Annotated in this window: 23 protein-coding genes; 5 read left to right on the forward strand and 18 right to left on the reverse strand. The window is 68.5% G+C overall.

Going from position 1 to position 22,565, the window contains the following annotated elements:
* Positions 1 to 4 precede the first annotated feature (4 nt).
* Entirely contained in the window at positions 5 to 799 is a 795-nt protein-coding gene (locus B0W80_RS16195) for an N-acyl homoserine lactonase family protein (RefSeq protein WP_077000189.1), read from the reverse strand.
* Positions 796 to 2,829 (reverse strand): FAD-dependent oxidoreductase, encoded by a 2,034-nt coding sequence (locus B0W80_RS16200; RefSeq protein ID WP_083745441.1) that lies wholly within the window; start codon positions 2,827 to 2,829, stop codon positions 796 to 798. The genes B0W80_RS16195 and B0W80_RS16200 overlap by 4 nt, the downstream gene beginning before the upstream one ends.
* Positions 2,830 to 2,914: 85 nt before the next feature.
* Between B0W80_RS16200 and B0W80_RS16205 the strand changes: the two genes are divergently transcribed.
* Positions 2,915 to 3,838, forward strand: a complete 924-nt coding sequence (locus tag B0W80_RS16205; protein ID WP_077000191.1) for a LysR family transcriptional regulator — start codon at positions 2,915 to 2,917, stop codon at positions 3,836 to 3,838.
* A 10-nt stretch (positions 3,839 to 3,848) separates the two neighbouring features.
* On the opposite strand, the gene paoC is transcribed toward B0W80_RS16205, so the two are convergent.
* The 8 genes from paoC to B0W80_RS16245 all read right to left on the reverse strand — a co-directional run bounded on the left by paoC (position 3,849) and on the right by B0W80_RS16245 (position 12,584).
* Complete coding sequence (gene paoC, locus B0W80_RS16210) at positions 3,849 to 6,056, reverse strand: aldehyde oxidoreductase molybdenum-binding subunit PaoC (protein ID WP_077000192.1); 2,208 nt, start codon at positions 6,054 to 6,056, stop codon at positions 3,849 to 3,851.
* Between the two features lie 2 nt (positions 6,057 to 6,058).
* On the reverse strand, positions 6,059 to 7,009 hold the full coding sequence (locus tag B0W80_RS16215; RefSeq protein WP_077000193.1) for a xanthine dehydrogenase family protein subunit M: 951 nt from the start codon (positions 7,007 to 7,009) through the stop codon (positions 6,059 to 6,061).
* Positions 7,006 to 7,659: an aldehyde dehydrogenase iron-sulfur subunit PaoA gene (paoA, locus tag B0W80_RS16220; RefSeq protein ID WP_077000194.1), complete on the reverse strand. Its 654-nt coding sequence runs from the start codon at positions 7,657 to 7,659 to the stop codon at positions 7,006 to 7,008. Before paoA ends, B0W80_RS16215 begins: the two co-directional genes overlap by 4 nt.
* Before the next feature lie 227 nt (positions 7,660 to 7,886).
* Entirely contained in the window at positions 7,887 to 8,810 is a 924-nt protein-coding gene (locus tag B0W80_RS16225) for an SMP-30/gluconolactonase/LRE family protein (protein ID WP_077000195.1), read from the reverse strand.
* Positions 8,811 to 8,880: 70 nt separating this feature from the next.
* Positions 8,881 to 9,858 carry a tripartite tricarboxylate transporter substrate binding protein gene (locus B0W80_RS16230; protein WP_083745442.1) on the reverse strand — a complete coding sequence of 326 codons (978 nt, stop codon included), beginning with the start codon at positions 9,856 to 9,858 and terminating at the stop codon, positions 8,881 to 8,883.
* Between the two features lie 31 nt (positions 9,859 to 9,889).
* Positions 9,890 to 10,816, reverse strand: coding sequence for an NAD(P)-dependent oxidoreductase (locus B0W80_RS16235; protein ID WP_077000196.1), 927 nt, complete (start codon positions 10,814 to 10,816; stop codon positions 9,890 to 9,892).
* A complete protein-coding gene (locus B0W80_RS16240) occupies positions 10,813 to 11,502 on the reverse strand; it encodes an RraA family protein (protein WP_179106944.1) in 690 nt (229 codons plus the stop codon). Before B0W80_RS16240 ends, B0W80_RS16235 begins: the two co-directional genes overlap by 4 nt.
* 134 nt (positions 11,503 to 11,636) lie before the next feature.
* On the reverse strand, positions 11,637 to 12,584 hold the full coding sequence (locus B0W80_RS16245) for a tripartite tricarboxylate transporter substrate binding protein (RefSeq protein WP_256856598.1): 948 nt from the start codon (positions 12,582 to 12,584) through the stop codon (positions 11,637 to 11,639).
* A gap of 159 nt (positions 12,585 to 12,743) precedes the next feature.
* On the opposite strand from B0W80_RS16245, the gene B0W80_RS16250 reads away from it, so the two are divergent.
* From B0W80_RS16250 to B0W80_RS16260, 3 genes are all read left to right on the forward strand, one after another.
* On the forward strand, positions 12,744 to 13,541 hold the full coding sequence (locus tag B0W80_RS16250; protein WP_077000199.1) for an IclR family transcriptional regulator: 798 nt from the start codon (positions 12,744 to 12,746) through the stop codon (positions 13,539 to 13,541).
* A gap of 161 nt (positions 13,542 to 13,702) precedes the next feature.
* Entirely contained in the window at positions 13,703 to 13,906 is a 204-nt protein-coding gene (locus B0W80_RS16255) for a hypothetical protein (RefSeq protein WP_077000200.1), read from the forward strand.
* A 111-nt stretch (positions 13,907 to 14,017) separates the two neighbouring features.
* The gene (locus B0W80_RS16260) at positions 14,018 to 15,100 is read left to right on the forward strand and encodes an NUDIX domain-containing protein (protein ID WP_077000201.1); all 1,083 of its coding nucleotides are present in this window, start codon (positions 14,018 to 14,020) and stop codon (positions 15,098 to 15,100) included.
* Between the two features lie 30 nt (positions 15,101 to 15,130).
* Here B0W80_RS16260 and B0W80_RS16265 read toward each other — a convergent pair whose 3' ends face one another.
* The 8 genes from B0W80_RS16265 to B0W80_RS16300 form a co-directional block, all read right to left on the reverse strand.
* Complete coding sequence (locus B0W80_RS16265; RefSeq protein WP_083745443.1) at positions 15,131 to 15,478, reverse strand: hypothetical protein; 348 nt, start codon at positions 15,476 to 15,478, stop codon at positions 15,131 to 15,133.
* Complete coding sequence (locus B0W80_RS16270) at positions 15,475 to 15,966, reverse strand: hypothetical protein (RefSeq protein ID WP_143684652.1); 492 nt, start codon at positions 15,964 to 15,966, stop codon at positions 15,475 to 15,477. The genes B0W80_RS16265 and B0W80_RS16270 overlap by 4 nt, the downstream gene beginning before the upstream one ends.
* A gap of 315 nt (positions 15,967 to 16,281) precedes the next feature.
* Complete coding sequence (locus B0W80_RS16275; protein WP_077000203.1) at positions 16,282 to 17,028, reverse strand: 1-acyl-sn-glycerol-3-phosphate acyltransferase; 747 nt, start codon at positions 17,026 to 17,028, stop codon at positions 16,282 to 16,284.
* 16 nt (positions 17,029 to 17,044) lie between these two features.
* Positions 17,045 to 18,319, reverse strand: a complete 1,275-nt coding sequence (locus B0W80_RS16280; protein WP_077000232.1) for a dihydroorotase — start codon at positions 18,317 to 18,319, stop codon at positions 17,045 to 17,047.
* 145 nt (positions 18,320 to 18,464) lie between these two features.
* Complete coding sequence (locus B0W80_RS16285) at positions 18,465 to 19,427, reverse strand: aspartate carbamoyltransferase catalytic subunit (RefSeq protein ID WP_077000204.1); 963 nt, start codon at positions 19,425 to 19,427, stop codon at positions 18,465 to 18,467.
* Positions 19,428 to 19,515: 88 nt separating this feature from the next.
* The gene (gene pyrR / locus B0W80_RS16290; RefSeq protein WP_077000205.1) at positions 19,516 to 20,010 is read right to left on the reverse strand and encodes a bifunctional pyr operon transcriptional regulator/uracil phosphoribosyltransferase PyrR; all 495 of its coding nucleotides are present in this window, start codon (positions 20,008 to 20,010) and stop codon (positions 19,516 to 19,518) included.
* A complete protein-coding gene (gene ruvX, locus B0W80_RS16295; protein ID WP_077000233.1) occupies positions 20,007 to 20,429 on the reverse strand; it encodes a Holliday junction resolvase RuvX in 423 nt (140 codons plus the stop codon). Before ruvX ends, pyrR begins: the two co-directional genes overlap by 4 nt.
* An 11-nt stretch (positions 20,430 to 20,440) precedes the next feature.
* Positions 20,441 to 21,040 (reverse strand): YqgE/AlgH family protein, encoded by a 600-nt coding sequence (locus tag B0W80_RS16300; protein WP_077000206.1) that lies wholly within the window; start codon positions 21,038 to 21,040, stop codon positions 20,441 to 20,443.
* On the opposite strand from B0W80_RS16300, the gene B0W80_RS16305 reads away from it, so the two are divergent.
* Positions 21,039 to 22,559, forward strand: a complete 1,521-nt coding sequence (locus tag B0W80_RS16305; RefSeq protein WP_077000207.1) for a deoxyribodipyrimidine photo-lyase — start codon at positions 21,039 to 21,041, stop codon at positions 22,557 to 22,559. The two genes, B0W80_RS16300 and B0W80_RS16305, sit on opposite strands and share 2 nt — an antisense overlap.
* Positions 22,560 to 22,565 lie beyond the last annotated feature (6 nt).

A 22,565-nucleotide genomic window follows, 5' to 3' on the forward strand; every position in this document is an offset into this window, starting at 1 on the left:
ATGCTCAGTCCAGCGGCGCCACGTCGAGCCGCACCGCGATGCCGTCGAGCGCCGCCGACGGCGCCGGATAGCGCTGCATCACCAGCGGGTCGTGGCCCGGCACGATGTGGCGCGGCGAATCGGCCAGCCGCTCCAGCGTCGCGTAGCCATCGACCGCTTCGCCGACGTTGAACATGGTCGTGAACACGCGGCGCTTCTCGAAGTGCTCGTAGTAGTGGCTGGCGTCCGAAGCCAGCACCACCCAGCCGCGCCGGGTGTGCACGCGCACGCACTGCAGCCCGTGCGTGTGGCCGCCGATGCGGTGCACGCTGAGGCCCGGCGCCAGTTCGGCCGTGCCGTCGTGGAAGGCGACGCGGTCCTTGTAGACCATGCGCACCATGCCGACCACCTCGTCGACCTCGTAGCCATGGTTGAACTGGCGATGCCGCATGTGGCGCCCGGTCGCGTAGGCCATCTCGTCGTCCTGCAGGTGGAAGCGCGCGGCCGGAAAGCTCTCGAAGGTGCCGACGTGGTCGTAGTGCAGGTGGGTGATGACCACGTCGCGCACCGTGGCCGCATCGACGTCGAGCAGCGCCAGACCCTCGGCCGGCGTGCGCAGCAGCGTGCGGCCGCGCTTCGCCGCGACCTCGGCGCCGAAGCCGGTGTCGACCACGAAGCTGCGCTCGGGGCCGCGGACCAGCCACACGAAGTAGTCCATCGGCATCGGCGCGTCGTGTGCATCGCCGCCGATGAAGTTGTTCTTGCGGCGTCCGTCGCGCGTCGCGTAGCGGATGGCGAAGACTTCGTATTCGGGGTTCATGCGACGGCTCCTGCCAGGTTGTCGGCGGCAGCGCGTGCGGCGGCAGGCGCCGCGCGCGCGGGCTGCGCATCGAGGGCCAGGCCCACCATCCAGGCATCGCGCAGGCCGCTCAGGAAGTCGCCCGGCACGTTGCAGTCGCCGACGCGCGCATACGGGATTCCGCTGGCTTCGACGACTTCGAGCACATCGAGGCTGGGGCGCGGCCCGGTGGCGAAGACCAGCGCTTCGCCGATCGGCAGCAGCGTGGCCTCGCCTTTGCCGATGCGCACCTTCAGGTGGCGGCCGGCGACGCCGTCGATGCGGCAGTCGGTGATCACGCGCATGCCGGCGGCCGCCACGCGTTCGAGCAGCTCGAAGCGGTTGTTGCGCGCCATGCCGTTGGCGGCACCGGGCTGCATCTCCAGCACCTGCACCTGGCACGCCTTCTCGCGCAGCAGGTCGGCCAGCTCGACGCCCACCATGCCGCCGCCGACGATGGTGAGCGCCGCGCCGTGCGCGACGAGCGACGGATCGCGGAACACGTCCCACGCGTGCAGCACCGGAATGCCGGCGTCGAGCTCGCGCGTGTCGAGCGGCGCGGGGCGCGGCAACGCGCCGGTCGCCACCACCACGAAGTCGGGCGCGAAGGCGGCGAGCCGCGCCGCATCGGTGTCGATGCCGGTGCGCACCGGCACGCCGAGCGCGGTCAGCTCGATGCGGCGGTAGTCCCACACCGGCTGCACTTCGGTCTTGTCGGGCGCCGCGACCGCGAGGTGCATCTGGCCGCCGGTGCGGGTGTCCTTCTCCCACACCTCGACGCGGTGGCCGCGCCCCGCCGCCACGCGTGCGGCCTCGACCCCGGCCACGCCGGCACCGAGCACCAGCACGCGCTTGCGCCCCGTCTTGGGCGCGGCGAAGAGCTGCGGCTCCGCATGTTCGAGCGTCTCGAACTCGGTGCCCAGCATCGGGTTCTGCACGCAGGCCACGTCCTTCTCGAGCGTCAAGCGCTCGAAGCACACGTTGCAGGCGATGCATTGCCGGATCGGCGCCTGCACCTGGCCGAAGGCCTTGAGGCACCAGTGCGGATCGGCATAGAGCGCCCGGCCCACCGAAATGAAGTCGGCACTGCCGGAAGCCAGCACCTGCTCGGCATCTTGCGGCTCGACGATGCGTCCAGCCACCATCACCGGGATGCCGACCGCGTCCTTGATGGGCTTGGCATGCGGCGCCAGGCAGCCGCGCGGGAACGACGGCGGCTGGATGCAGTACTTCGACAGCTGCGGACTCTCGTTGCTGCCGCCCGACAGATCGATGGCCGCGACGCCGGCGCGCTCCACCGCCTTGGCCAGTTCGACGATCTCGTCGCGCGTGTAGCCCTCGGGCGTGAACTCGCTGGCGCTCAACCGCACCACCAGGCACAAGTCGGGCAAGGCTTGCCGCACCCGGTCGATGGTCTCCAGCAGCAGGCGCATGCGGTTCTCGATCGAGCCGCCGTACTGGTCGGTGCGCTGGTTGATGCGGCGTGTGAAGAACTGCTGGAAGAGGTAGCCGTTGGCCGCATGGATCTCGACGCCGTCGTAGCCCGCGAGGGCCAGCCGACGAGCCGCCGCGACGAAGAGCTTCTGGATCTCGTGGATCTCCGGCACCGCCAGCGCGCGCACCGCGTCGCCGGTGTTGGGGTTGGTCCAGGCCGACGGGCCGACCGGCTCCATGTTGAGCACCGAGCGACGCAGCAAGCCGCCGCGGTGATTGAGCTGGCCGAAGACGTGGCAGTCGTGTTCCTTGATCGCTTCGACGATGCTCGCGAGCCCCGGGATGAAGCGGTCGTGGTAGCAGCACAGCGAGTTGTGGTGCGGCCTGGCCTGCTCGGTCACGACCATGGCCTCGGTCATGATCATCGCGACGCCGCCTCGGGCGCGCTCGGCGTAATAGGCCTTGTCTCGTGCGGTGGAGAGTCCGTCGGTGGTGCTGTAGTTGGTGCCCATCGGCGCCATCACCACGCGGTTTTTCAGGCGAAGGCTGCCCAGGGCAGCAGGGGTTTGCAAAAGCATCGCCGGATGGTAATTAGCGCCCCCGCAAACATTAATCCCATCGAATTACAAACACTGTTGAATTTTCTTCACCAATAATCGGCGGATGGACAATCTCAACGCCTTGCAGGTCTTCACGCGCGTGGCGGAGAGCCGCAGCTTCACGCTGGCCGCCGACCGGCTCGGGCTCACGCCGTCGGCGGTCAGCAAGTCGGTGTCGAAGCTCGAGGCCGAGCTGGGCGTGAAGCTGCTGCATCGTTCGACGCGCCTGGTCAGCCTGACCAACGAGGGCGCCAGCTTCTTCGACCGCTGCCGCCACATCCTGTCCGAAATCGAGGACGCGAAGAGCGCGCTCACGCTCAGCAACAGCGTGCCGCGCGGCAAGCTGCGCGTGCAGATGCCAGTGGGCTTCGGGCGCCGGGTGGTCGTGCCGGCCCTGCTGCGCTTCACCGAGCAGCACCCCGACCTGAGCGTGGACGTCGAACTGAGCGACCGGGCCGCGGACCTGGCCTACGAGGGCTTCGACCTTGCGATCCAGATCGGCGCGATCGCGGACACGCGCCTGGTCGCGCGCCACCTCTGCAACCTGAGCTTCGCGGCCTACGCCTCGCCGGCCTACCTGGCGCGCCACGGCGAGCCGGCCACGCCCGACGACCTGGACCACCACCGTTGCCTGGCCTACATCTACCCGATCACCGGCAACCACCGCGCCTGGCAGTTCAGCCAGGACGGGCGGACCTTCGCGAAGACCGTGAGCGGCGGGCTCAACATGAACAACGCCGAGTCGCTGCTGGAGGCCGCGGTGGCCGGCGCCGGCATCACGATGATCAGCAACTTCATCGCGGCCGACGCGCTGCGCCGCGGCCAGCTCAAGCGCATCCTGACCGGCTTCGTGGCCAAGGGACCCGACGTGCACGCGGTGTACCTGCCGGGCCGCCACCTGTCGGCGAAGGTGCGCACCTTCATCGACTTCCTGCTGGCGCTGGTCGAGCGCTTCAAGCAGATGGAAGCGTCGATCCAGCAGGCTTGAGCCGGCGCGATCAGGCCAAGGGCGGCAACCGGTCCAACAGCTTGTCGAGCGTGATCGGGTAGTTGCGCACCCGCACGCCCGTCGCGTTGTAGACGGCGTTGGCCACGGCGGCGCCCACGCCGCAGATGCCGAGTTCGCCCACGCCCTTGGCCTTCATCGGCGACGAGATCGGATCGGTCTCCTCCATGAAGATCACCTCCTGGTGCGGAATGTCGGCGTGCACGGGCACCTCGTAGCCGGCCAGGTCGTGGTTGACGAAGAAGCCGTGCCGCTTGTCGAGTGCGAGCTCTTCCATCAGCGCACCGCCGACGCCCATCGTCATCGCGCCGATCACCTGGCTGCGGGCCGACTTCGGGTTCAGGATGCGGCCCGCCGCGCAGACCGCGAGCATGCGCCGCACGCGGATCTCGCCGGTGGCCGCATCGACGCCCACCTCCACGAAGTGCGCACCGAAGGTGGACTGCTGGTACTTCTTGTCGAGATCGCCGTACTCGATGCCGTCCTCGGCCACCAGCCCGCCCGCACCCGCAGACTGCGCCAGCGGCACCGAGCGGCCACCGGCACGCACCATGCCATCGGAGAACTCGGCATCGGCGCTCACGCCTAGCTTGCGGGTCACGGCTTCGCGCAGCTTCATGCATGCGGCGAAGACGCCCGAGGTCGAGTTGTTCGCGCCCCACTGCCCGCCCGATCCGCACGACACGGGAAAGCTCGAATCGCCGAGGCGCACGCGAACCTTGTCGAGCGACACGCCCATGGTCTCGGCCGCGGTCTGCGCGATGATGGTGTACGAGCCCGTGCCGATGTCGGTCATGTCGGTCTCGACCGTGACGATGCCCTGGGCGTCCAGCCGCACGCGCGCGGCCGACTTCATCAACAGGTTGTTGCGGAACGCGGCGGCGACGCCCATGCCGATGAGCCATCGGCCTTCGCGCTGCTGCCCCGGCGCGGCCTTGCGTCGGCTCCATCCGAAGCGCTCGGCGCCGGTGCGCATGCATTCGATCAGCCGGCGCTGCGAGAAGGGGCGCTCGGGCTTTTCGGGGTCGACCTGCGTGTCGTTGAGCACGCGGAATTCGATCGGGTCGATGCCGAGCTTCTCCGCCATCTCGTCCATGGCGACTTCCAACGCCATCATGCCTGGCGCCTCGCCGGGCGCACGCATGGCGTTGCCTTCCGGCAAGTCGAGCACGGCGAGGCGCGTGGTGGTCAGGCGGTTGGGGCCGGCATACAGCAGGCGTGTCTGGTTGACGGCCGTCTCCGGCGCACCGCCGGGCAGGTCGCCCGACCAGCCCTCGTGCGCGATGGCGGTGATCTTGCCGTCGCGCGTCGCACCCATGCGGATGCGCTGGATGGTCGCGGGCCGGTGCGTGGTGTTGTTCATCATCAAGGGCCGCTGCAGCGCCACCTTGACCGGCCGCCGCACCGCACGCGCACCCAACGCCGCCAGCAGCGCATCGGCCCGCACGAACAGCTTGCCGCCAAAGCCGCCGCCGATGAAGGGCGAGACGATGCGCACGTTGGACTTCTTGATGCCGAGCGTCTTGGCCACGTCGCCGTTGCCCCAGGCGATCATCTGGTTCGATGTCCAGATGGTCAGCTTCTCGCCCTTCCAGTCCGCGATGGAGGCATGCGGCTCCATCATCGCGTGCGATTCGTCGGGCGTGGAGTAGCGCGCATCCAGCTGCACGGGGGCCGCGCCGAATGCGCTTGCGAAGTCTCCCAGCTTGGTTTCGGGCGGGCCCGAGTTCTCGCTGGCCTTGGGCATCTGCGCCGCGCCCATCTCGGCGGCCAGGTCGTACCTGCCGGGCGCACGCGTGTACTCGATGCGCACCAGCTGCGCCGCCGCGCGCGCCTGCTCGAAGGTGTTGGCCACGACCAGGGCGACCGCCTGGTGGTAGTGGTCGACTTCCGGGCCGGCCAGCAGCTTGGCCGTGTTGAAGTCACCCTTGCCGAGCTTGCCGGCATTGCGCGCGGTGACGATCGCCAGCACGCCAGGCGACGCCCGTGCCGCAACGAGGTCCATCGAGGCGATGCGTCCCTTCGCGACGCCGGCGCCGACGACGTAGCCATAGGCCGCGCGCGGAAGCTCGGCGTTGCGCTCGTAGGCGTAGCGCGCCGTGCCCGTGGTCTTGACCGGGCCGTCGACGCGGTCGGTCGGCTTGCCGATGACCTTGAGCTGGTCGATCGGGTTGGTGGTGGCAGGTGTGTCGAACTTCATGATCAGCTCTTCCCTTGTTCGATGGCCGCCGCGAGCGCGCGCTCGGCGAGCGTCAGCTTGAAGGCGTTTTCTTCGGTGGGCCGCGCATCGGCGAAGAGCCGCGTGGTCACGGCCTTGGCACCTTGCGGCATGGCGGACTCGGCGGCTTCGATGCGCCAGGGCTTGTGCGCCACACCGCCAACGGCGACGCGGCCCGAGCCGTCGCGCTGCACGATGGCCGCCACGGATACCAGCGCGAAGGCGTAGGAAGCGCGGTCACGCACCTTGCGGTAGACCTGCGTGCCGCCGGCCGGCCGCGGCAAGGTCACGGCGGTGATCAGCTCGTCGCGCTCCAGCACCGTGTCGATGTGCGGTGTGTCGCCGGGCAGCCGATGGAAGTCGGCGATCGGGATCACCCGCGTGCGCCCGTCGGGCCGCACGGTTTCGACCGACGCGTCCAGCACGCGCATGGCGACAGCCATGTCGCTCGGGTGCGTCGCGATGCAGGCGGTGCTCGAACCGACCACCGCGAGCTGCCGCGTCACGCCGCCGATGGCGCTGCAACCGCTGCCAGGCCGCCGCTTGTTGCAGGGCTGGTCGGTGTCGTAGAAATAGGGGCAGCGCGTGCGCTGAAGCAAGTTGCCGGCGGTGGTCGCCTTGTTGCGCAGCTGGCCCGAGGCGCCGGCCAGCAAGGCACGCGACAGCACGCCGTAGTCGCGCCGCACGCGTTCGTCGGCGGCCAGGTCGGTGTTGCGCACCAGGGCGCCGATTCGCAGGCCGCCTTCGGGCAGCGCATCGATCTTGTCGAGCGCCAGGCCGTTGACGTCGACCAGGTGCGCCGGCGCTTCGATCTGCAGCTTCATCAGGTCGAGCAGGTTGGTGCCGCCGGCGATGAACTTCGCACCGGGATGGCTGGCCACCGCAGCCGCAGCCTGGGCCGGCGACTGCACGCGTTCGTAGGTGAAGGGCTTCATGACCGGCCCCCTGCCACCTCGGTGATGGCGTCGACGATGTTGGAGTAGGCCCCGCAGCGACAGATGTTGCCGCTCATGCGCTCGCGCAACTCGTCGGCCGACAGCATCGGCCGCGCGGTGAGGTCGCCGCTCACGTGGCTGGGCACGCCGCGCTTGATCTCGTCGAGCACGCCGACCGCCGAACAGATCTGGCCCGGCGTGCAGTAGCCGCACTGGTAGCCATCGTGCTTGACGAAGGCGGACTGCATCGGGTGCATGTTCTGCGGCGTGCCGAGGCCTTCGATGGTGGTGATCTGCGCGCCGTCGTGCATGACGGCCAGCGTCAGGCAGGCGTTGATGCGGCGGCCGTCGGCGATGACCGTGCAGGCACCGCATTGGCCGTGGTCGCAGCCCTTCTTGGTGCCGGTCAGGTTCAGGTGCTCGCGCAAGGCGTCGAGCAGCGTGGTGCGCGTGTCGAGGTCGAGCGAATGGGCCTGGCCGTTGACGGTCAGCGCAGTTTTCATTCGGGGCACCGCGGCGTCGGAAGCCGCGACCGGCGGCGCGTTGGGCGCGGCCGCCGCGGGCGCGGACGCCGAGGCCGCCGCCGCGGCGGCAGCGCCGGCGATGAGCGCCTCGCGGCGCGAGATCAAGGGAAAGGTGGGACTGTCCATCGGGGGGCTCCTGTCGTTGTCGAAACGGGGACGTGGGATCCCCGGGCGCGTGGCCGCTGTCCTGCAAAGAACAACGGGCATTGCGCCCCGATCAGCCTGCCGCCGCTGTCGGAATGCGGGAGCGCGTGGTGACAGAAGAACGCGCGTGTCCTTCGTTGAGCGCGCTTGGATCGACGTACCGAGGCGGGCCGATACAAACCGTCACGGACGCTGTTGTCGCTGTTGTTTTACCGGGTGGCTGCGTGGAGCCGCATGCCCGGCACGTCGAGTTGTGTGCGCAGGATGGTGCCCGTGGCGGATTCGGTGCAGTAGAGCGTCGTGCGCTGTGGGCCGCCGTAGGCGATGTTCGTCAACGACATGCCCTCGGTGCTTCGCAGCACGATCTCGGGCTCCGCGCGATGGTCGAGCACCCAGACATAGCCGAGGCCCGGGTTGGCGACCAGCAGTCGGCCTTTCTCGTCCATCGCCAGGCCGTCGGGGCCGCTGGGGCCGTAGGAGGTGAAGAACTGCCCGACCTTCGCCACGCTGCCGTCTGGCATCAGCGGCGCACGCCACACGCAGTTGCCGCGGGTCGCGGCGACGAAGAGCACGCGTTCGTCGGGCGAGAGCACGATGCCGTTGGGGCTCGGCACGTTGTTCATGAGCAGGTCGAGCCGGCCGTCGGGCGCGAGGCGGTAGACCCGGCCCGTGGGCTCGTGCATGCCGCTCTGGCCCTGGTCGGTGAAGTACAGATTGCCCTGCGAGTCGAAGACCAGGTCGTTCACGCCGCGGAAGCGCTCGCTGTTGCGCCGCTCGAGGTAGGGACGGACCTGGCCGGTGAGCACGTCGAGCGCCATCAGCCCGTTCTTGTAGTCCGTGACGAGCAGCGTGCGCTCGTCGGCGAACTTCATGCCGTTGGGCTCGCCGCCGAACTCGGCGACCAGGTCCCACTGCCCCGCGGCGTCGATACGAAAGACGCGACCCCAGGGGATGTCGGTCACGTACAGGTTGCCGGCGGCATCGAACACCGGCCCTTCGAGGAAGGAGTCGACCGGCGCACCGCCGCGATTGGCATCGGCCCAGGCGCTGCGCTGCGCCGTGCGGCGCCAGCGCTCGGGCATGCGCGTGAAGACCTCCAGGTCGCGAACTTCCGGCGGGCGCAGCAGCAGCATGTGCATGTCTCCTTGCTTCGAGTCGACGCGGGGCCGAAGCCCAGCGCTTCCGCTCGTTGGCTGATCGTGGCTATTGTTTCTCGACCTTGGCGGCTGCCGCCACCTGGCCCCAGAGCTGGGTGTTGTCGCGCAGCATCTTGGCCAGTGGCTCGCCCGAGACGACAGAAGGCACGGAGCCCAGGTCGGCGGAGAACTTCTGTACGTCGGCGCTCGCCATGGCCGTGGCGATTTCCTTCTGCAGGCGCTGCAGCGCGGGTGCGGGCGTTCCCTTCGGTGCCCAGAAGCCGGTGAAGTTGATCACGCTGTAGTTCTTGATGCCGGCTTCGGCGAAGGTGGGCACGTCGGGCAGTGCGGCGAGGCGCTTGTCGCCGCTGATGCCGAGCAGGCGCACCTTGCCGCCCTTGACCTGGCCCATCACGCCCGGCGTCGACGCGATCTGGAAGTCGATGGTGCCGGACAGCAGCGCGAGCGTGGCCTCGCCCGCGCCCTTGAACGGAACGTGCGTGACCTCGACCTTCGCCGCACTGGCCAGGGCCTCGGTGGAGAAGTGCGGCGTGGTGCCGGCGCCGCCGGTGCCGTAGTTGAGCTTGCCGGGGTTGGCCTTGGCATAGCCGACCAGGTCCGACAGCGTCTTGAAGCGCGAGTCGGCGCCGACCACCAGCGCCATCGGCGCGAAGTTGAAGGCGGACACCGGCACCAGGTCGCGCTCGGCGTCGAACGGCAGCTTGTTGAAGACGTGCGGCAGGATCGAATAGGTCGTGTCGTTGGCCATCAGCGTGTAGCCGTCGGGCGCGGACTTGGCCACCTGCTGCGCGCCGATGGTGCCCGTGGCGCCGGCCTTGTTCTCCACGAAGAAGCTCTGGCCGGTCTGCTCGGTCAGCTTCTGCGCGATGCGCCGCGTCACCTGGTCCACCGCTCCGCCGGGCGGATAAGGCACCACGATACGCACGGGCTTCGCGGGGTAGGTGCCCTGTGCGAAGGCCGTGCCGGTGCTTGCGCAGATCGCCGTCAGGCACAGGCCGATGGCGGCCAGCTTCGAATACTTCATGTCGTTGTCTCCTGGATGTCTTGCGGGCCGCTCAGACGGTGGCCGGTTGCCGCGCCAGCACGTCGAGCGCATTGCGCGCCGCTGCCACGCCCATGTTGACGTAGGCATCGCTGGTGACGCCGCCGATGTGCGGGCTCAACACGAAGCCCTTCTCGCCCTGGAAAGGATGGCCCGCGGCCATCGGCTCGACGACGAAGCTGTCCAGCCCGGCCGCCATCACCTGGCCGGAACGCACGGCGGCGAGCAGCGCCGCTTCGTCGATCAGGCCGCCGCGGGCCGTGTTGACCAGGACCACGCCGCGGCGCGCCTGTGCCAGCGATGCTTCGTTGACCAGTTGCCGGTTGCCCTCGGTCAGCGGGCAGTGCAGCGAGATCACGTCCGACTCGCGCCAGATGGCGGGCAGGTCGACCTGTTCGACGTAAGCCGGCAGGTCTTTGGCGAAGGGGTCGAACCCAATCACGCGCATGCCGATCGCATCGGCCATCTTCGCGAAGCGCAAGCCGATGGCGCCGAGTCCGACCAGGCCGACCGTGCGGCCGTTCAATTCGAGGCTCTTGTGCGTGGCCTTGTCCCAATGGCCGGCATGCATGCGGGCATCGAGCGACACGACGGACTTCGCGCAGGCCAGCATCAGCGCCAACGCCTGCTCGGCCACGGCCGCAGCATTGGCGCCGGCAGCGGCGACGACCTCGATGCCGCGCGCCTTCGCAGCCACCTTGTCGATGGTGTCGGTGCCGCTGCCGTGCTTGGAGATGACGCGCAAGGCCGGTGCGGCATCCATCGCGGCGGCGCCGACCTTGCTGTAGCGCACGATGATCGCCACGGGGTTGTGTCGGGCGCACAGGGCCACGACGTCGTCTTCGGTCGGCGTCTTGCCGGCGAACACCAGTTCGTGATCGCGGAGCAATTCGAGGGCTTGCGGCGCCAGGTCGGCGCCTGTGACCAGAACGGTGCTCACAGTTTCTCCCCTTCCTTGAGCACGCCCGCGGCACGCAGCGCGCCGTCGAGCCACGACGCGGCCGTGTCGCCGGCCTTGATGGCGGCGATGCGCTTGGCCTCGTCCTGCACCTTCTTGCGCGCCGCGCCGATCAGCGACTCGATCTTCTCGCGCTCGACCACCATCACGCCGTCGCCGTCGCCGATGACGAAGTCGCCGGCCCGCACGGTCACGCCGCCCACCGTCACCGGGTGGCCGATGCGGCCGCCGATGTTCTTGGTCGGGCCGTTGGGGTTGGTGCCGACCGAGAAGACGGGGTAGTCCATCTCGTCGATCTCGAGGCTGTCGCGCACCGCGCCGTCGACGACGACGCCGGCGATGCCGCGCTGGCGGCAGGCGGTCATCATGATGGTGCCCATGAGCGCCGAGGTCTGGTCGGCCTTGCCGTCGATCACGAGCACGTCGCCGGGCTGGGCCAGTGCGATCGCGGCGTGGATCATCAGGTTGTCGCCGGGCCGCACTTCGACCGTGAAGGCGGGGCCGGCCAGCTTCATGCGGGAGCGCAGCGGCTTGATGCGGCCGTGCAGCGCGCCGCGGCGGCCTGCCACGTCGGCGAAGATCGCCGGCTGGAATTCGGAGGCCTGCTTCACGATCTCGGCGGGGACGCGATCGAAGTCGCGGACGATGTCGGACAGTGGGTTGCTCATGATGTGTCTTTCGGTGAAGGAAGGCGGGGTGAGGTCGGGGTGACGGGCATGGCTGCGCCCGGCCGCGTGGTGTGTGGCAGCTAAACGTTGGAAAGTGGCCGGCGCTCAGCCGGCCGCGGGGCAGGCGATGCGGGTCAGTCGACCTTGGCGCCGGAGTCCTTGACGACCTTGCCCCAGCGCGCGATGTCCTCGCTGATCAGCTTGCCGAACTGCTCGGGCGTGCCGCCGAGCACGTCGGCGCCCTGCCCTTCGAGCTTCTTCTTCACCTCGGCGTCCTGCAGGGCCTTGTTGAAGGCGACGTTGAGCTTGGCGACTGCATCCTTCGGCATCGCGGCCGGCCCGGCGACACCGAACCAGGTGACGGCTTCGAAGCCCTTGTAGCCCGACTCGGCGATGGTGGGCACCTGCGGCAGGTCGTGCACGCGCTTGTCGGACGTCACCGCGATGGCGCGCATCTTGCCGTTGCGAATGTGGCCGATCAGCGTCGGGATGGACGACATGTAGAGCTGGATCTGCCCGCCGATCAGGTCGGTCACGCCTTGCGCGGCGCCCTTGTAGGGAACGTGCGTGAACTTGACGCCGGCGATCTTCTGGAACTGCTCGACGGCCAGGTGCGCCACCGTGCCGCTGCCGGAGCTCGCGTAGTTGATCGACTCCGGCTTGGCCTTGCCCGCCGCGATCACGTCGGCGAGGGTCTTGTAGGGCGAGTCGGTCGCCACGACGAGCACGAGCGGCGAGCTGGCGACCAGGCCGACGGGTGCCAGGTCCTTCTGCGGGTTGTAGGGCAGCTTGGCGTAGAGCGTCGGGTTGATGGCCAGGTTGCTGGTCTGCCCGAGCACGATGGTGTAGCCGTCGGGCGCGGCCTTGGCTGCGGCATCGACGCCGAGGTTGCCGCCGGAACCGGGCTTGTTGTCCACGACCAGCGTCCAGCCCTGCTGCGTGGCTACCTTGTTCGCGACCTCGCGGGCGATGATGTCCGTGCCTCCGCCGGCGGGGAACGGCACGATGAGCTTGATCGGCCGCGCAGGGTAGGCCTGCGCGAACGCGGCGCCGGTGGCGAGTGACATCGCGGCGATCAGCATGACGCGACGGGGAAGGGCGAGGTTCGAGGTGTTCAAGGGTTGTCTCCGCATGTTCGATTCAGGGGCATCGCCTGCTTCAGGCTTGGACGGACTTTAGTTTTGTGTTTCGCTCCGTACAATGCTGGTCCACTGTGTGAACCACGAACCGTATAGCGGACCATGCCAAAAGCCGATTCGACCCCCACCAGGCAGCCGGCGCGCATTGCGACCGAGGCGACGGCGGACAGCCCCGAAGCCGGCGGTGGCGTCACTGCCGTGACCCGCGCACTTCAGCTGCTCGAAGCCTTCGGCATGCAGGACCAGCGCCTGTCGCTCGCGGAGCTGACCCGTCGCAGCGGCATGCACAAGACGACGGCGCTGCGGCTGCTGCGAACCCTGGCCGGCAGCGGCTACGTGGTGCAGCGCGACGACGGTGAATGGCGCCTCGGCCCAGCTGCTGGCTGGCTGGGCGCGCGCTACCAGGCGGCCTTCGACGTCAACAACGTGGTCGAGCCGATGTTGCGCGAGTTGTCGCAGGCGACCGGCGAGAGTGCGGCCTTCTACGTGCGCGAGGGGAGCATTCGCACCTGCCTCATGCGCGTCGAGGGCCCGCAGCCGATCCGGCACCACGCGCGCATGGGCTCTGCATTGCCGCTCGACAAGGGTTCGCCGGGCCGGGTGATCCTGGCGTTTTCTGGAGAGCCGGGGGCGCTGTACGAAGAGATCAGGCAGCGTGGTTATCACTTCTCCATCGGGGAGCGCGAACAAGGCGTGGCGACCGTGTCGGCACCGGTGTTCGGATTGAACTGGAAGCTTCTCGGATCGGTGTGCATCTCGGGGCCCGCCGACCGGTTGCCGAAGAGCAAGCTGCTGCGGCATGCGAAGACGATCATCCATGCGGCCAACCAGCTGTCGTATGCGCTGGCCGGCAGCACCACGCCGCAAACGCCGAAGGTGGTTTCTTCGTGGCACCCATGAACGAGTTTTCATAAGTGCCACGTGCGGCCCGCCGTGTCCAGGGCCTGACAGCGCTACCCGAGGGATTTCCGCAGTCTCACCACGCCGTACTTCAAAGTCAGCCACTTCCTACGTACGCAAATGCCGGCCTGACGCAGCCTTCGTTCATCAAGGAGGGCGCAATGGGCACCGTCGACGTCTCTGAACCCACATTCACCGAATGGCAACGCTTGACCGACGCCTACGCCAAGGCGATCGTCGAAATGGAGAACGGCAAGCCCGGTGCGGCGGAGCGGGTGAGTTCGCTGTGCAAAAGGCTGGTCTACGTTCAGAACAAGCTTTCTTCGCTCTTCGGATCGCTCAGCGCTCAGCGGCAGCTGCATTGAACTTCCGTTGAATCTGCGTTAATGGGAGCCGGCGCAGACGCGCAGCGACCCCCGCCTTCTCGCAGTGCCTCGTGGGTAAGATGCGCGCGTGCCGGTCACGGCGCCCAACCCATGATGTCCTATCCCCCGAGTTCCACCCACGATGTTGCGGTCTTGATCGGCCGCTTCCAGCCTTTCCACAACGCGCATCAGATCCTGCTGCGCAAGGCGCTCGATGCAGCGCCGCGTGTCGTCGTGGTGCTCGGCTCGGCGTTCCAGGCGCGGTCGCCCAAGAACCCGTTCAGCTGGCAAGAGCGCGCGGACATGATCCGGCGCGCAGTGAGCGATGCCGATGGTGCACGCCTGCTGTTCGTGCCCATGCGCGACCATTTCGACGAGGAGCGCTGGTTCGCCGAACTGCGACTGGCGGTCGATGCGGCGCTCGTGGCCCAGGGCGCGGCACCGGCATCGGCCGCGAACACCGTGCTGGTCGGTCACGTGAAGGACGCCACGCGTGACTACCTGAATGGCTTCGACGGCTGGACGCTGCAGGCGATCGACCGCGTGCACACGGCCAGCGCAGCGGCCGTGCAGCAGGCGCTCTTCAGTGGCGAGGCAGACGCTTCCGAGGCGCTCAAGCGTGCGGTGCCGGCTGGCACGCTGGCAGCGCTGCAGCCGTGGATGACGACGCCGCTGCACGCCTCGCTTGCCGATGAATGGGAGCAACTGCGGCAGCACGATGCCGCCTGGTCCGTGGCGCCCTATCCCGTCGTGCTGGTTACCGTGGACTGCGTGGTCAAGTGCGGCGACCAGGTGCTGCTGATTCGGCGTGGGCATTCACCCGGCAAGGGGCTGCTCGCCGTGCCCGGCGGATTTCTCGAAGTGCGCGAAACCACGCTTCAGTCGGCCCTGCGCGAACTCGAGGAAGAAACGCACCTCGACCTGTCGCCCGCCGAGTTGCTGGCCTGCCTGGCCACCACCGAGGTCTTCGACCGACCCGACCGCAGCCAGCGCGGACGGACGATCACGCATGGTCATTTCTTCGATCTGGGTGACCGGCCTCCCCCTGCGGTGCGCGCGGACGACGATGCCGCGGCCGCCGAGTGGACCCCGGTCGCTGCGCTGCCCGGGCTCGAGGACCAGTTCCTCGACGATCACTTCCAGATGCTCGACCACTTTCTGGGCCTGTTGCCGCGGCCCGCGGTCGAGGCCTGAAGCACATCGGCCGGCGGCGAAGCGAATCGGTCAGCCGCAGCGAGCCGCCACCACGCGGCCGTTGTTTTCGATGTCGACGATCAGGCGCAGCGAGTCGTAAGGCACGTGCTCATCGGTGGGCGCCAAGGCCATGGCACGCCGGGCACCGGCGCGCAAACGCATTTCTTCGAGCAGAGGCCGACTGACCTGCTGGCCCAACGCGAACCGGATGCGCGCCGAAGTGCACCGGCCCGGCGCGTCGGTGAAGGCCGGTGGGGGAAGTCCTTCAGCGGAGAACGGAGGCACCGTTCCGTGGAACTGGCAGCCGCCCAGGGCCAGCAGCGAAAGAAGAAGCAGCGACTGGCGCGGCACCCACGCCAACTGGCGCCCGGTGGTCATGGCTGAGTCAGCAACGGAGCGACGCCGGTGGTGCTGTGCCGCTTCGCGTCGACCGACGTCTGCTGCGAGTGCTCGGGCCGGGCTTGCCGGCGCAGGTTGAGCCAGACCACCGTCCACAGAACGCTCTGGATGATCCCGGCATGCAAGGCCAGAACCTGCCCGTCGATGCCGGCGCCCTGGCCGCGCGCGACGACCAACACGAAGAGAAACACGGTGAATGCGCAGAAGGAGAGGAGCCAGCGGGACTTGCGCACGTGGGCGAGTCGAAGAATGTGCAGCAGATGCGGGAAGCGTCGCAGCCTGTGGCCCTGGGCTTCGGCTTCCTGGAGAAAGGGCACGGAGAGGAAGTTGATGGCGATCAACAGAAGAATGGCATCCATGGCGCGTCCTGTGTGTGCTGAAAGTGCGCGAATGATGCGCGGCACCGTCAGGCCGTCGAACGCCTTGCGACAATTGATGAGATTCGAGCCGTGGGGCGCCCGGGCCACGCCGACTTCTTCACGGACTCACGGACTCACGGACTCACGTACTCACGGACACCAATGGCTCATGGGCTTCAGTCCGCTCGCGGCTTCTGCAGCGGCTGCGTGTAGGCCACGGCCCACGCGCGTGCATTGCCTTCTCCGGCAGGCCCGGGCCCGCGGCGGCGTTTAACCTGCGTTCACGCGTTTGGAAAAAGGTGGGTGGCCTTCAACGGGCCGCTCGATTTTTTTCTACGCAACGGTTTCCTCCTCCCCGGCGCCCCTGGCGCCGTTGCACAGCGCCCTTCGGGGCGCTGTTTTTTTGCGCGGAGCAAACGGGGGCTAGTGGGTCTGGCGCCAGAGCGCGTGCACGTCCGCATGCAGCGACAGCGCCCAGGCACGCCGGTCTCGCCCCCAGGCCGGCTGCGGCTCACCGAAGCGCACGATGGCGTGAATCGGCGGCGCCTTGAGCACACGCCAAAGCGAAACCCACAGGTTGTCTGCGCCGATGTAACGGGGCGCCATGCTGGTTTCGCCACTGGCGGCATCGGCGAAGCGAAGCGCGGTCGGCTGCACGGGCGCGCCGGAGGAAATCGCCGCCTGCAGCAGGTTGGCATGAAAGGGCAACAGGGTGGTGCCGTCGCCGGTCGTGCCTTCCGGAAATACCGCGATCACTTCACCGCGGCTCAGGGCCTCGGTCATGTGATGGACCACGCGAAGTGCGTCGCGGCGCCGCTCGCGCTCGATGTAGAGCGAACCCGCGCCGGTCGCCAGCGCGCCGATCAGCGGCCAGCGCTGTACGTTCGACTTGGACACGAAGCGCACGTGGCGCGCCGCGTGGATGGTGAGGATGTCCAGCCACGACACGTGGTTGCTCACCATCAGCACCGGGCCGCGCTCGGGCGGCGTGCCCTGCACCACCAGCCGGATGTCCATGAGCGCGAGCATCTTGTCCGCCCACGCTTGCACACGCTGTTCGCGCTCGTCCTGCGTGAGCTTTGGGAACTTGCTGCGAATGGTCCACCAGCCCGCGTACGCATGGGCCAGGGCTCGCAGCAGCTTGAGGCTGGCGGACAGGTTCTGCAGCATCGGGCGGTGTCTGGCCTCAGCAGGTGTGAACCAGCCGGCCACCGACCAGCGTATGCCGCGTCCGCCCTCGCAGGGCATAGCCGCCGAAGGGCGTGTGCTTGCCCTGGCTGCGCAGGGCCTCGGGCCGGACCTGCCATTCGATGGCGGGATCGGCCACGCAGACGTCGGCTGCGCCGCCCTGCTCCAACCGGCCCGCTCCCGCGACGCCGACCAGCCGCGCCGGCGCAGCGCTGACGACCTCGACGGCACGCATGAGTCCGGCGCCGCTCTGCTCGCCCCACTGCAGGGCCAGCGGCAGCAGCAGTTCGAGGCCGCTGGCGCCGGGTTCGCTCTCTGCGAAGGGCAAGGTTTTCGCGTCGGCCTCCACCGGCGTGTGGTCGGAAACCAGGGCGTCGATGGTGCCGTCGGCCAGCCCGGCCGACAGCGCGTCGCGGTCGCGCTGCTGGCGCAGCGGTGGGTTGAGGCGCGCGCGGCTGTCGAAGTACCCGATGTCGATGTCGGCCAGGTGCAGCGAATTGATGCTGACATCGCAGCTGACAGGCAGCCCTTCGGCCTTGGCCGCGCGGACCAGGGCCACGCCCGCCGCACTCGACAGGCGGCACAGGTGAACCCGCGCGCCAGTGGAACGGACCAGTTCGAAGATCGTGAAGAGCGCGATCGTCTCCGCCGCCACCGGCACGCCCGACAGCCCCAGGCGCGTGGCCAGCGGGCCGCTGGCGGCCACGCCCTGCCCCAGGTCGCGGTCTTGCGGCCGCAGCCATGCCGTGTAGCCGAAGGTGCTGGCGTACTGCAGCGCACGCTGCAGTACCTGCGTGCTGGGCATCGGCACCTCGGCCTGGCTGAAGCCGATACAGCCGGCTTCGGTGAGCTCGGCCATTTCGGTCAGCACCTCGCCCTTGAGCCCCCGGGTCAGCGCGCCGAGCGGAAAGAGGCGCGCGCTCTGCATCTTCTCCGCCCGGAACTTGAGCATCTCGACCAGTCCGGGCTCGTCGAGCACGGGGTCGGTGTCGGGCGGGCAGACCAGGCTGGTCACGCCGCCGGCCACGGCCGCGGCCATCTCGCTTTCGAGCATGCGCTCGTGCTCGTAGCCGGGCTCTCGAAGGCGCGCCGCCAGGTCGACCAGGCCCGGCAGGACAAGGCAGCCGGTGGCATCGAGCGTGCGGTCGGCGTTGAAGTCGGCAGGCGTGCCGCCGATGGCGAGCAGCTTGCCGTCGGCTACGGCCACGTCGGCCTGCCTGTCGAGTCCGGACGCGGGGTCGACGACGCGTCCGTTGGTTATCAAAATTCTCATGCTGGATTCCTGAGGCCTGACCGAAATGGCGGTCGAGCGGCGTAGCGAGCGAGCCGAGGTCGCGGCGAGCAACGCAGCCGCACTTTCGTGCGGCGAGCAGCGCAGGTGCGAGATCGGTTCGCGCAGTAGCCGAGCGGCCGCCATTTCATGCTTCGTTACCTGCGACGATGCTCATGACGGCCATGCGCACGGCGATGCCGAAAGTGACCTGCGGCAGGATCACGCTCTGCCGGCCATCGACCACTGCCGAGTCGATCTCCACGCCGCGGTTGATGGGCCCCGGATGCATCACGATGGCATCGGGTTTGGCCAGCTGAAGCTTCTCGGGCGTCAAGCCATAGGTCTTGAAGAATTCTTGCGACGACGGCAGCAGCGCGCCGCTCATGCGCTCGTTCTGCAGCCGCAGCATGATGATCACGTCGCAGTCGCGAATGCCTTCTTCGAGCGTGTGGCACACGCGCACGCCCATCTGGGCCATGTCGCCGGGCACCAGCGTCTTGGGTCCGACCACGCGAACCTCGGCACAGCCCAGCGTCGTCAGCGCATGGATGTCGGAGCGCGCGACGCGCGAGTGCAGCACGTCGCCGACGATCGCCACCGTGAGGTTGGCGAAGTCCTTCTTGTAGTGCCGGATCGTGTACATGTCGAGCAGCCCCTGCGTCGGGTGCGCATGGCGGCCGTCGCCGGCATTCACCACATGCACGTGGGGCGCCACGTGCTGAGCGATCAGGTAAGGGGCGCCCGACTCGCTGTGCCGAACCACGAAGAGGTCGGCCGCCATCGCGCTCAGGTTGGCGATGGTGTCGAGCAGCGACTCGCCCTTGCTCGCCGATGAGCGAGCGATGTCGAGATTGATCACGTCGGCCGACAGCCGCTTGGCCGCGATCTCGAAGGTGGTGCGGGTGCGCGTCGAGTTCTCGAAGAACAGGTTGAACACGCTCTTGCCGCGCAGCAGCGGCACCTTCTTGACCTCGCGGTCGCTCACGCTGGCGAAGGTGGCGGCGGTGTCGAGGATCTGCGTGAGGATGGACTTCGGCAGGCCCTCGATCGACAACAGGTGGATCAGCTCGCCGTTCTGGTTGAGTTGGGGGTTGCGCTTGTAGAGCATCAGGTCTCCCGCCGGGCCGCCCCGAGGGAGGCCGTCACCCCCTCGGGGGGCAGCGAATACACGAAGTGGTGAGCGTGGGGGCGCTTCATCAGGCTTGCTCCACCTGGAACCGGAGGCCGCTCTTCTCGTCTCTCGCCAAGGCGAGCGCCTGCGCCGCGGGCAGCTCGAGCTTCGTTGCGGCGAAGTCCGCCGCCACGGGCAGCTCGCGCCCGCCGCGGTCGACCATGACCGCGAGCCGCACGCAGCTCGGACGGCCGAAGTCGAACAGTTCATTGAGCACCGCACGGATGGTGCGGCCGGTGTAGAGCACGTCGTCGAGCAGCAGCACGTCGGCGCCGTTCACGTCGAAGGGCAGCGAGGTCTGCGCGCTCGCCGCCATGCCACGCCGCGCGAAATCGTCGCGGTGCATGGCCGACGAGATGATGCCGGGCGCCCCAGGCAGGCCCAGGTCTTTCTGCAGGCGCTCGACCAGCCAGGCACCGCCGGAGGTGACGCCGACGAGGCGGGTGTCCCCGCGCATCAGGGCTTTCACGCCACGCAGCAGCTCGAGGTAGAGCGCTTCGGCGTCGGGAATGGGGGTCACGCAAGACTCCTCAGGAACTGTTCAAGAATGATGCAGGCCGAGGCCGCGTCGGCATCGCGTGCGCCCCCGGCGAGCGCCTCGGTCGTGCTGTAGCGCTCGTCGACCTCGTACACCGGCAAGCCGAAGCGCCCTCTCAGCTGGCGGGCGAAGCGCTGGGCGGCGCGGGTGTTGTCGTGCGCGGCGCCGTCGGGGTGGTAGGGGATGCCGACCACGAGGGCGTCCGGCTGCCATTCGCGGATGCGGGCTTCGACCTGCGCGAAACGGGCGTCGCCTTCGGCCCGGATGGTCGACTGCGGCGTCGCGGCGGCCAGCAGCCGGTTGCCGCTGGCCACGCCGGTGCGCTTCAGACCGAAGTCGAAGGCCAGGAAGCTTTGGAAATGCGATGGAACAGAGGCAGGAGGGGCGGCGCTGTCGGGCATGGCCTCGACCCTCATGCGTGCCCCGCCTCGGGCGACAGGGTCCAGGCCTGCAGGCCGAGCAGCAGCAGCGCCTTGTCGTAGCGCTGCTCGATGGGGGTGTCGAAGATCACGGCCGGGTCGGCGCCCACGGTGAGCCAGCTGTTCTCGGCCAGTTCGGATTCGAGCTGGCCCTCGCCCCAGGCCGCGTAGCCGAGCGACACCAGCACCTTGCGCGGCCCGGCACCGGTGGCCAGCGCCTCCAGCACGTCTTTGGAGGTGGTCATTTCGAGGCCGCCGGGGATGGTCATGGTGGAGGCGTAGACCGACTCGTTGGGCTTCTCGCCCTCGCCGAACACCGGCTCGTGCAGCACGAAGCCACGCTCGGTTTGCACCGGGCCACCCTGGAAGACCGGCGCCGTGCCGAGTTCGGGACGTGAGAGGCGCAGTTCGATCTTTTCGAACAGCACGCCGAGGTTGATGTCGCTGGGTTTGTTGATCACCAGGCCGAGCGCGCCGCGCTCGCTGTGTTCGCAAAGATAGACCACGCTTCGACTGAAGGCTTTGTCCGACAGCCCCGGCATCGCAATCAGAAAGTGATGCGTGAGGTTCATCGGGGCAGAATCGGAAGCCATGCCGCCGATTTTACTGGCCGTCGACAAGACGTACCCCAAGGGCCTGATGTGGTTCCGCCGCGACCTGCGCGTGGACGACAACGCCGCGCTCTACCATGCCCTGCGCGCCTGCCGTCAGGTGGTGTGCGTGTTCGTGTTCGACCGGGCCATCCTCGATGACCTGCCGCGCACCGACCGGCGGGTCGAATTCATCCGGGAGTCGCTGGTCGAGCTGGCGTCCGAGCTGCATGCGCTGGGCGGCGGCCTGATCGTGCGCCATGCCGTCGCGGAGGACGAGATCGCGACGCTGGCGCGCGATCTGGAGGTGCAGGCGGTCTTCGCGAATCGCGACGACGAACCGGAGGCACTGGCGCGCGACGCCAAGGTGCTGGGCGGGCTGGCCAATGGCGGCGTCAGCTTCCACACCTACAAGGACCAGGCCATCTTCGACCGCGACGAGCTGCTGACGAAGGCCGGGCAGCCGTACACCGTGTTCGGGCCCTACCGTCGGGCGTGGATGGCGAAGGTGGACGACTTCTACTTGAAGGCCTACCCGGTTCGAAACCATGCCGATGCGCTGGTGGCGCCACCGACCGATCATCGATCGGCCGTGCCGTCGCTGGCCGACATCGGCTTCGAGAAAAGCAATCTCGGCGAGCTGGAAATGCCGACCGGCAGCCGGGGCGGCGTGGCTTTGTTCGAGCACTTCTTCGACCGCATCGACCGTTACCACGAAACCCGCAACTTCCCTGCGGTGCGCGGGCCCAGCTACCTGGGTGTGCACCTGCGCTTCGGCACCGTTTCCGTCCGGCAGATGGCAAGCGTGGCGCACCAGCTCGCGCTGCAGGGCGACGAAGGCGCTTCGACCTGGCTCGGTGAGTTGATCTGGCGCGATTTCTTCTTCCAGGTGCTGACGCACCATCCGGGCGTCGGTGAGGGCAAGAGTTTCCGGCCCGAATACGACCGGATCCAGTGGCACCACGGCAAGCATGCCGACGCGCTGTTCAAGGCGTGGTGCGAGGGACGCACCGGCTACCCGCTGGTGGACGCTGCCATGTTGCAGATCAACCAGAGCGGCTACATGCACAACCGCCTGCGCATGGTGGTGGCCAGCTTTCTCTGCAAGGACCTGGGCCTCGACTGGCGGCGTGGCGAGCGCTATTTCGCCGTGCACCTCAACGACTTCGAGCTGTCGTCGAACAACGGCAACTGGCAATGGGCCAGCTCCAGCGGCTGCGACGCGCAGCCCTACTTCCGCATCTTCAACCCCGTCACGCAGAGCGAGCGCTTCGATCCCGAGGGCAAGTTCATCCGGCGCTACCTGCCGCAGCTGGCAAAGCTCCCGAACGCGCGCATTCACGCACCCTGGACCGCGGCACCGCTCGAGCTGGAAGCGGCCGACGTGCGCCTGGGCGACAACTACCCGGCGCCCATCGTCGACCATGCCGTGGCGCGGGAGCACACGCTCGAGCGCTACGCGGTGGTACGCGAAGGGCCGCGTGAGCCCCGTGGGAACAAGAAGAAAAAGGCCGGCGCCTGAGGGCGC

Origin of the sequence: Variovorax sp. KK3 (assembly GCF_001984055.1) — a bacterium.
Lineage (GTDB): Bacteria > Pseudomonadota > Gammaproteobacteria > Burkholderiales > Burkholderiaceae_C > Variovorax.

Coding starts and splice junctions, on each gene's coding strand:
- B0W80_RS16195 (WP_077000189.1), bottom strand. CDS start 799: ATGAACCCCGAATACGAAGTCTTCGCCATCCGCTACGCGACGCGCGAC.
- B0W80_RS16200 (WP_083745441.1), bottom strand. CDS start 2,829: ATGCTTTTGCAAACCCCTGCTGCCCTGGGCAGCCTTCGCCTGAAAAAC.
- B0W80_RS16205 (WP_077000191.1), top strand. CDS start 2,915: ATGGACAATCTCAACGCCTTGCAGGTCTTCACGCGCGTGGCGGAGAGC.
- paoC (WP_077000192.1), bottom strand. CDS start 6,056: ATGAAGTTCGACACACCTGCCACCACCAACCCGATCGACCAGCTCAAG.
- B0W80_RS16215 (WP_077000193.1), bottom strand. CDS start 7,009: ATGAAGCCCTTCACCTACGAACGCGTGCAGTCGCCGGCCCAGGCTGCG.
- paoA (WP_077000194.1), bottom strand. CDS start 7,659: ATGGACAGTCCCACCTTTCCCTTGATCTCGCGCCGCGAGGCGCTCATC.
- B0W80_RS16225 (WP_077000195.1), bottom strand. CDS start 8,810: ATGCTGCTGCTGCGCCCGCCGGAAGTTCGCGACCTGGAGGTCTTCACG.
- B0W80_RS16230 (WP_083745442.1), bottom strand. CDS start 9,858: ATGAAGTATTCGAAGCTGGCCGCCATCGGCCTGTGCCTGACGGCGATC.
- B0W80_RS16240 (WP_179106944.1), bottom strand. CDS start 11,502: ATGAGCAACCCACTGTCCGACATCGTCCGCGACTTCGATCGCGTCCCC.
- B0W80_RS16245 (WP_256856598.1), bottom strand. CDS start 12,584: ATGCTGATCGCCGCGATGTCACTCGCCACCGGCGCCGCGTTCGCGCAG.
- B0W80_RS16250 (WP_077000199.1), top strand. CDS start 12,744: ATGCCAAAAGCCGATTCGACCCCCACCAGGCAGCCGGCGCGCATTGCG.
- B0W80_RS16255 (WP_077000200.1), top strand. CDS start 13,703: ATGGGCACCGTCGACGTCTCTGAACCCACATTCACCGAATGGCAACGC.
- B0W80_RS16260 (WP_077000201.1), top strand. CDS start 14,018: ATGATGTCCTATCCCCCGAGTTCCACCCACGATGTTGCGGTCTTGATC.
- B0W80_RS16265 (WP_083745443.1), bottom strand. CDS start 15,478: ATGACCACCGGGCGCCAGTTGGCGTGGGTGCCGCGCCAGTCGCTGCTT.
- B0W80_RS16275 (WP_077000203.1), bottom strand. CDS start 17,028: ATGCTGCAGAACCTGTCCGCCAGCCTCAAGCTGCTGCGAGCCCTGGCC.
- B0W80_RS16280 (WP_077000232.1), bottom strand. CDS start 18,319: ATGAGAATTTTGATAACCAACGGACGCGTCGTCGACCCCGCGTCCGGA.
- B0W80_RS16285 (WP_077000204.1), bottom strand. CDS start 19,427: ATGCTCTACAAGCGCAACCCCCAACTCAACCAGAACGGCGAGCTGATC.
- ruvX (WP_077000233.1), bottom strand. CDS start 20,429: ATGCCCGACAGCGCCGCCCCTCCTGCCTCTGTTCCATCGCATTTCCAA.
- B0W80_RS16305 (WP_077000207.1), top strand. CDS start 21,039: ATGCCGCCGATTTTACTGGCCGTCGACAAGACGTACCCCAAGGGCCTG.
- B0W80_RS16300 (WP_077000206.1), bottom strand. CDS start 21,040: ATGGCTTCCGATTCTGCCCCGATGAACCTCACGCATCACTTTCTGATT.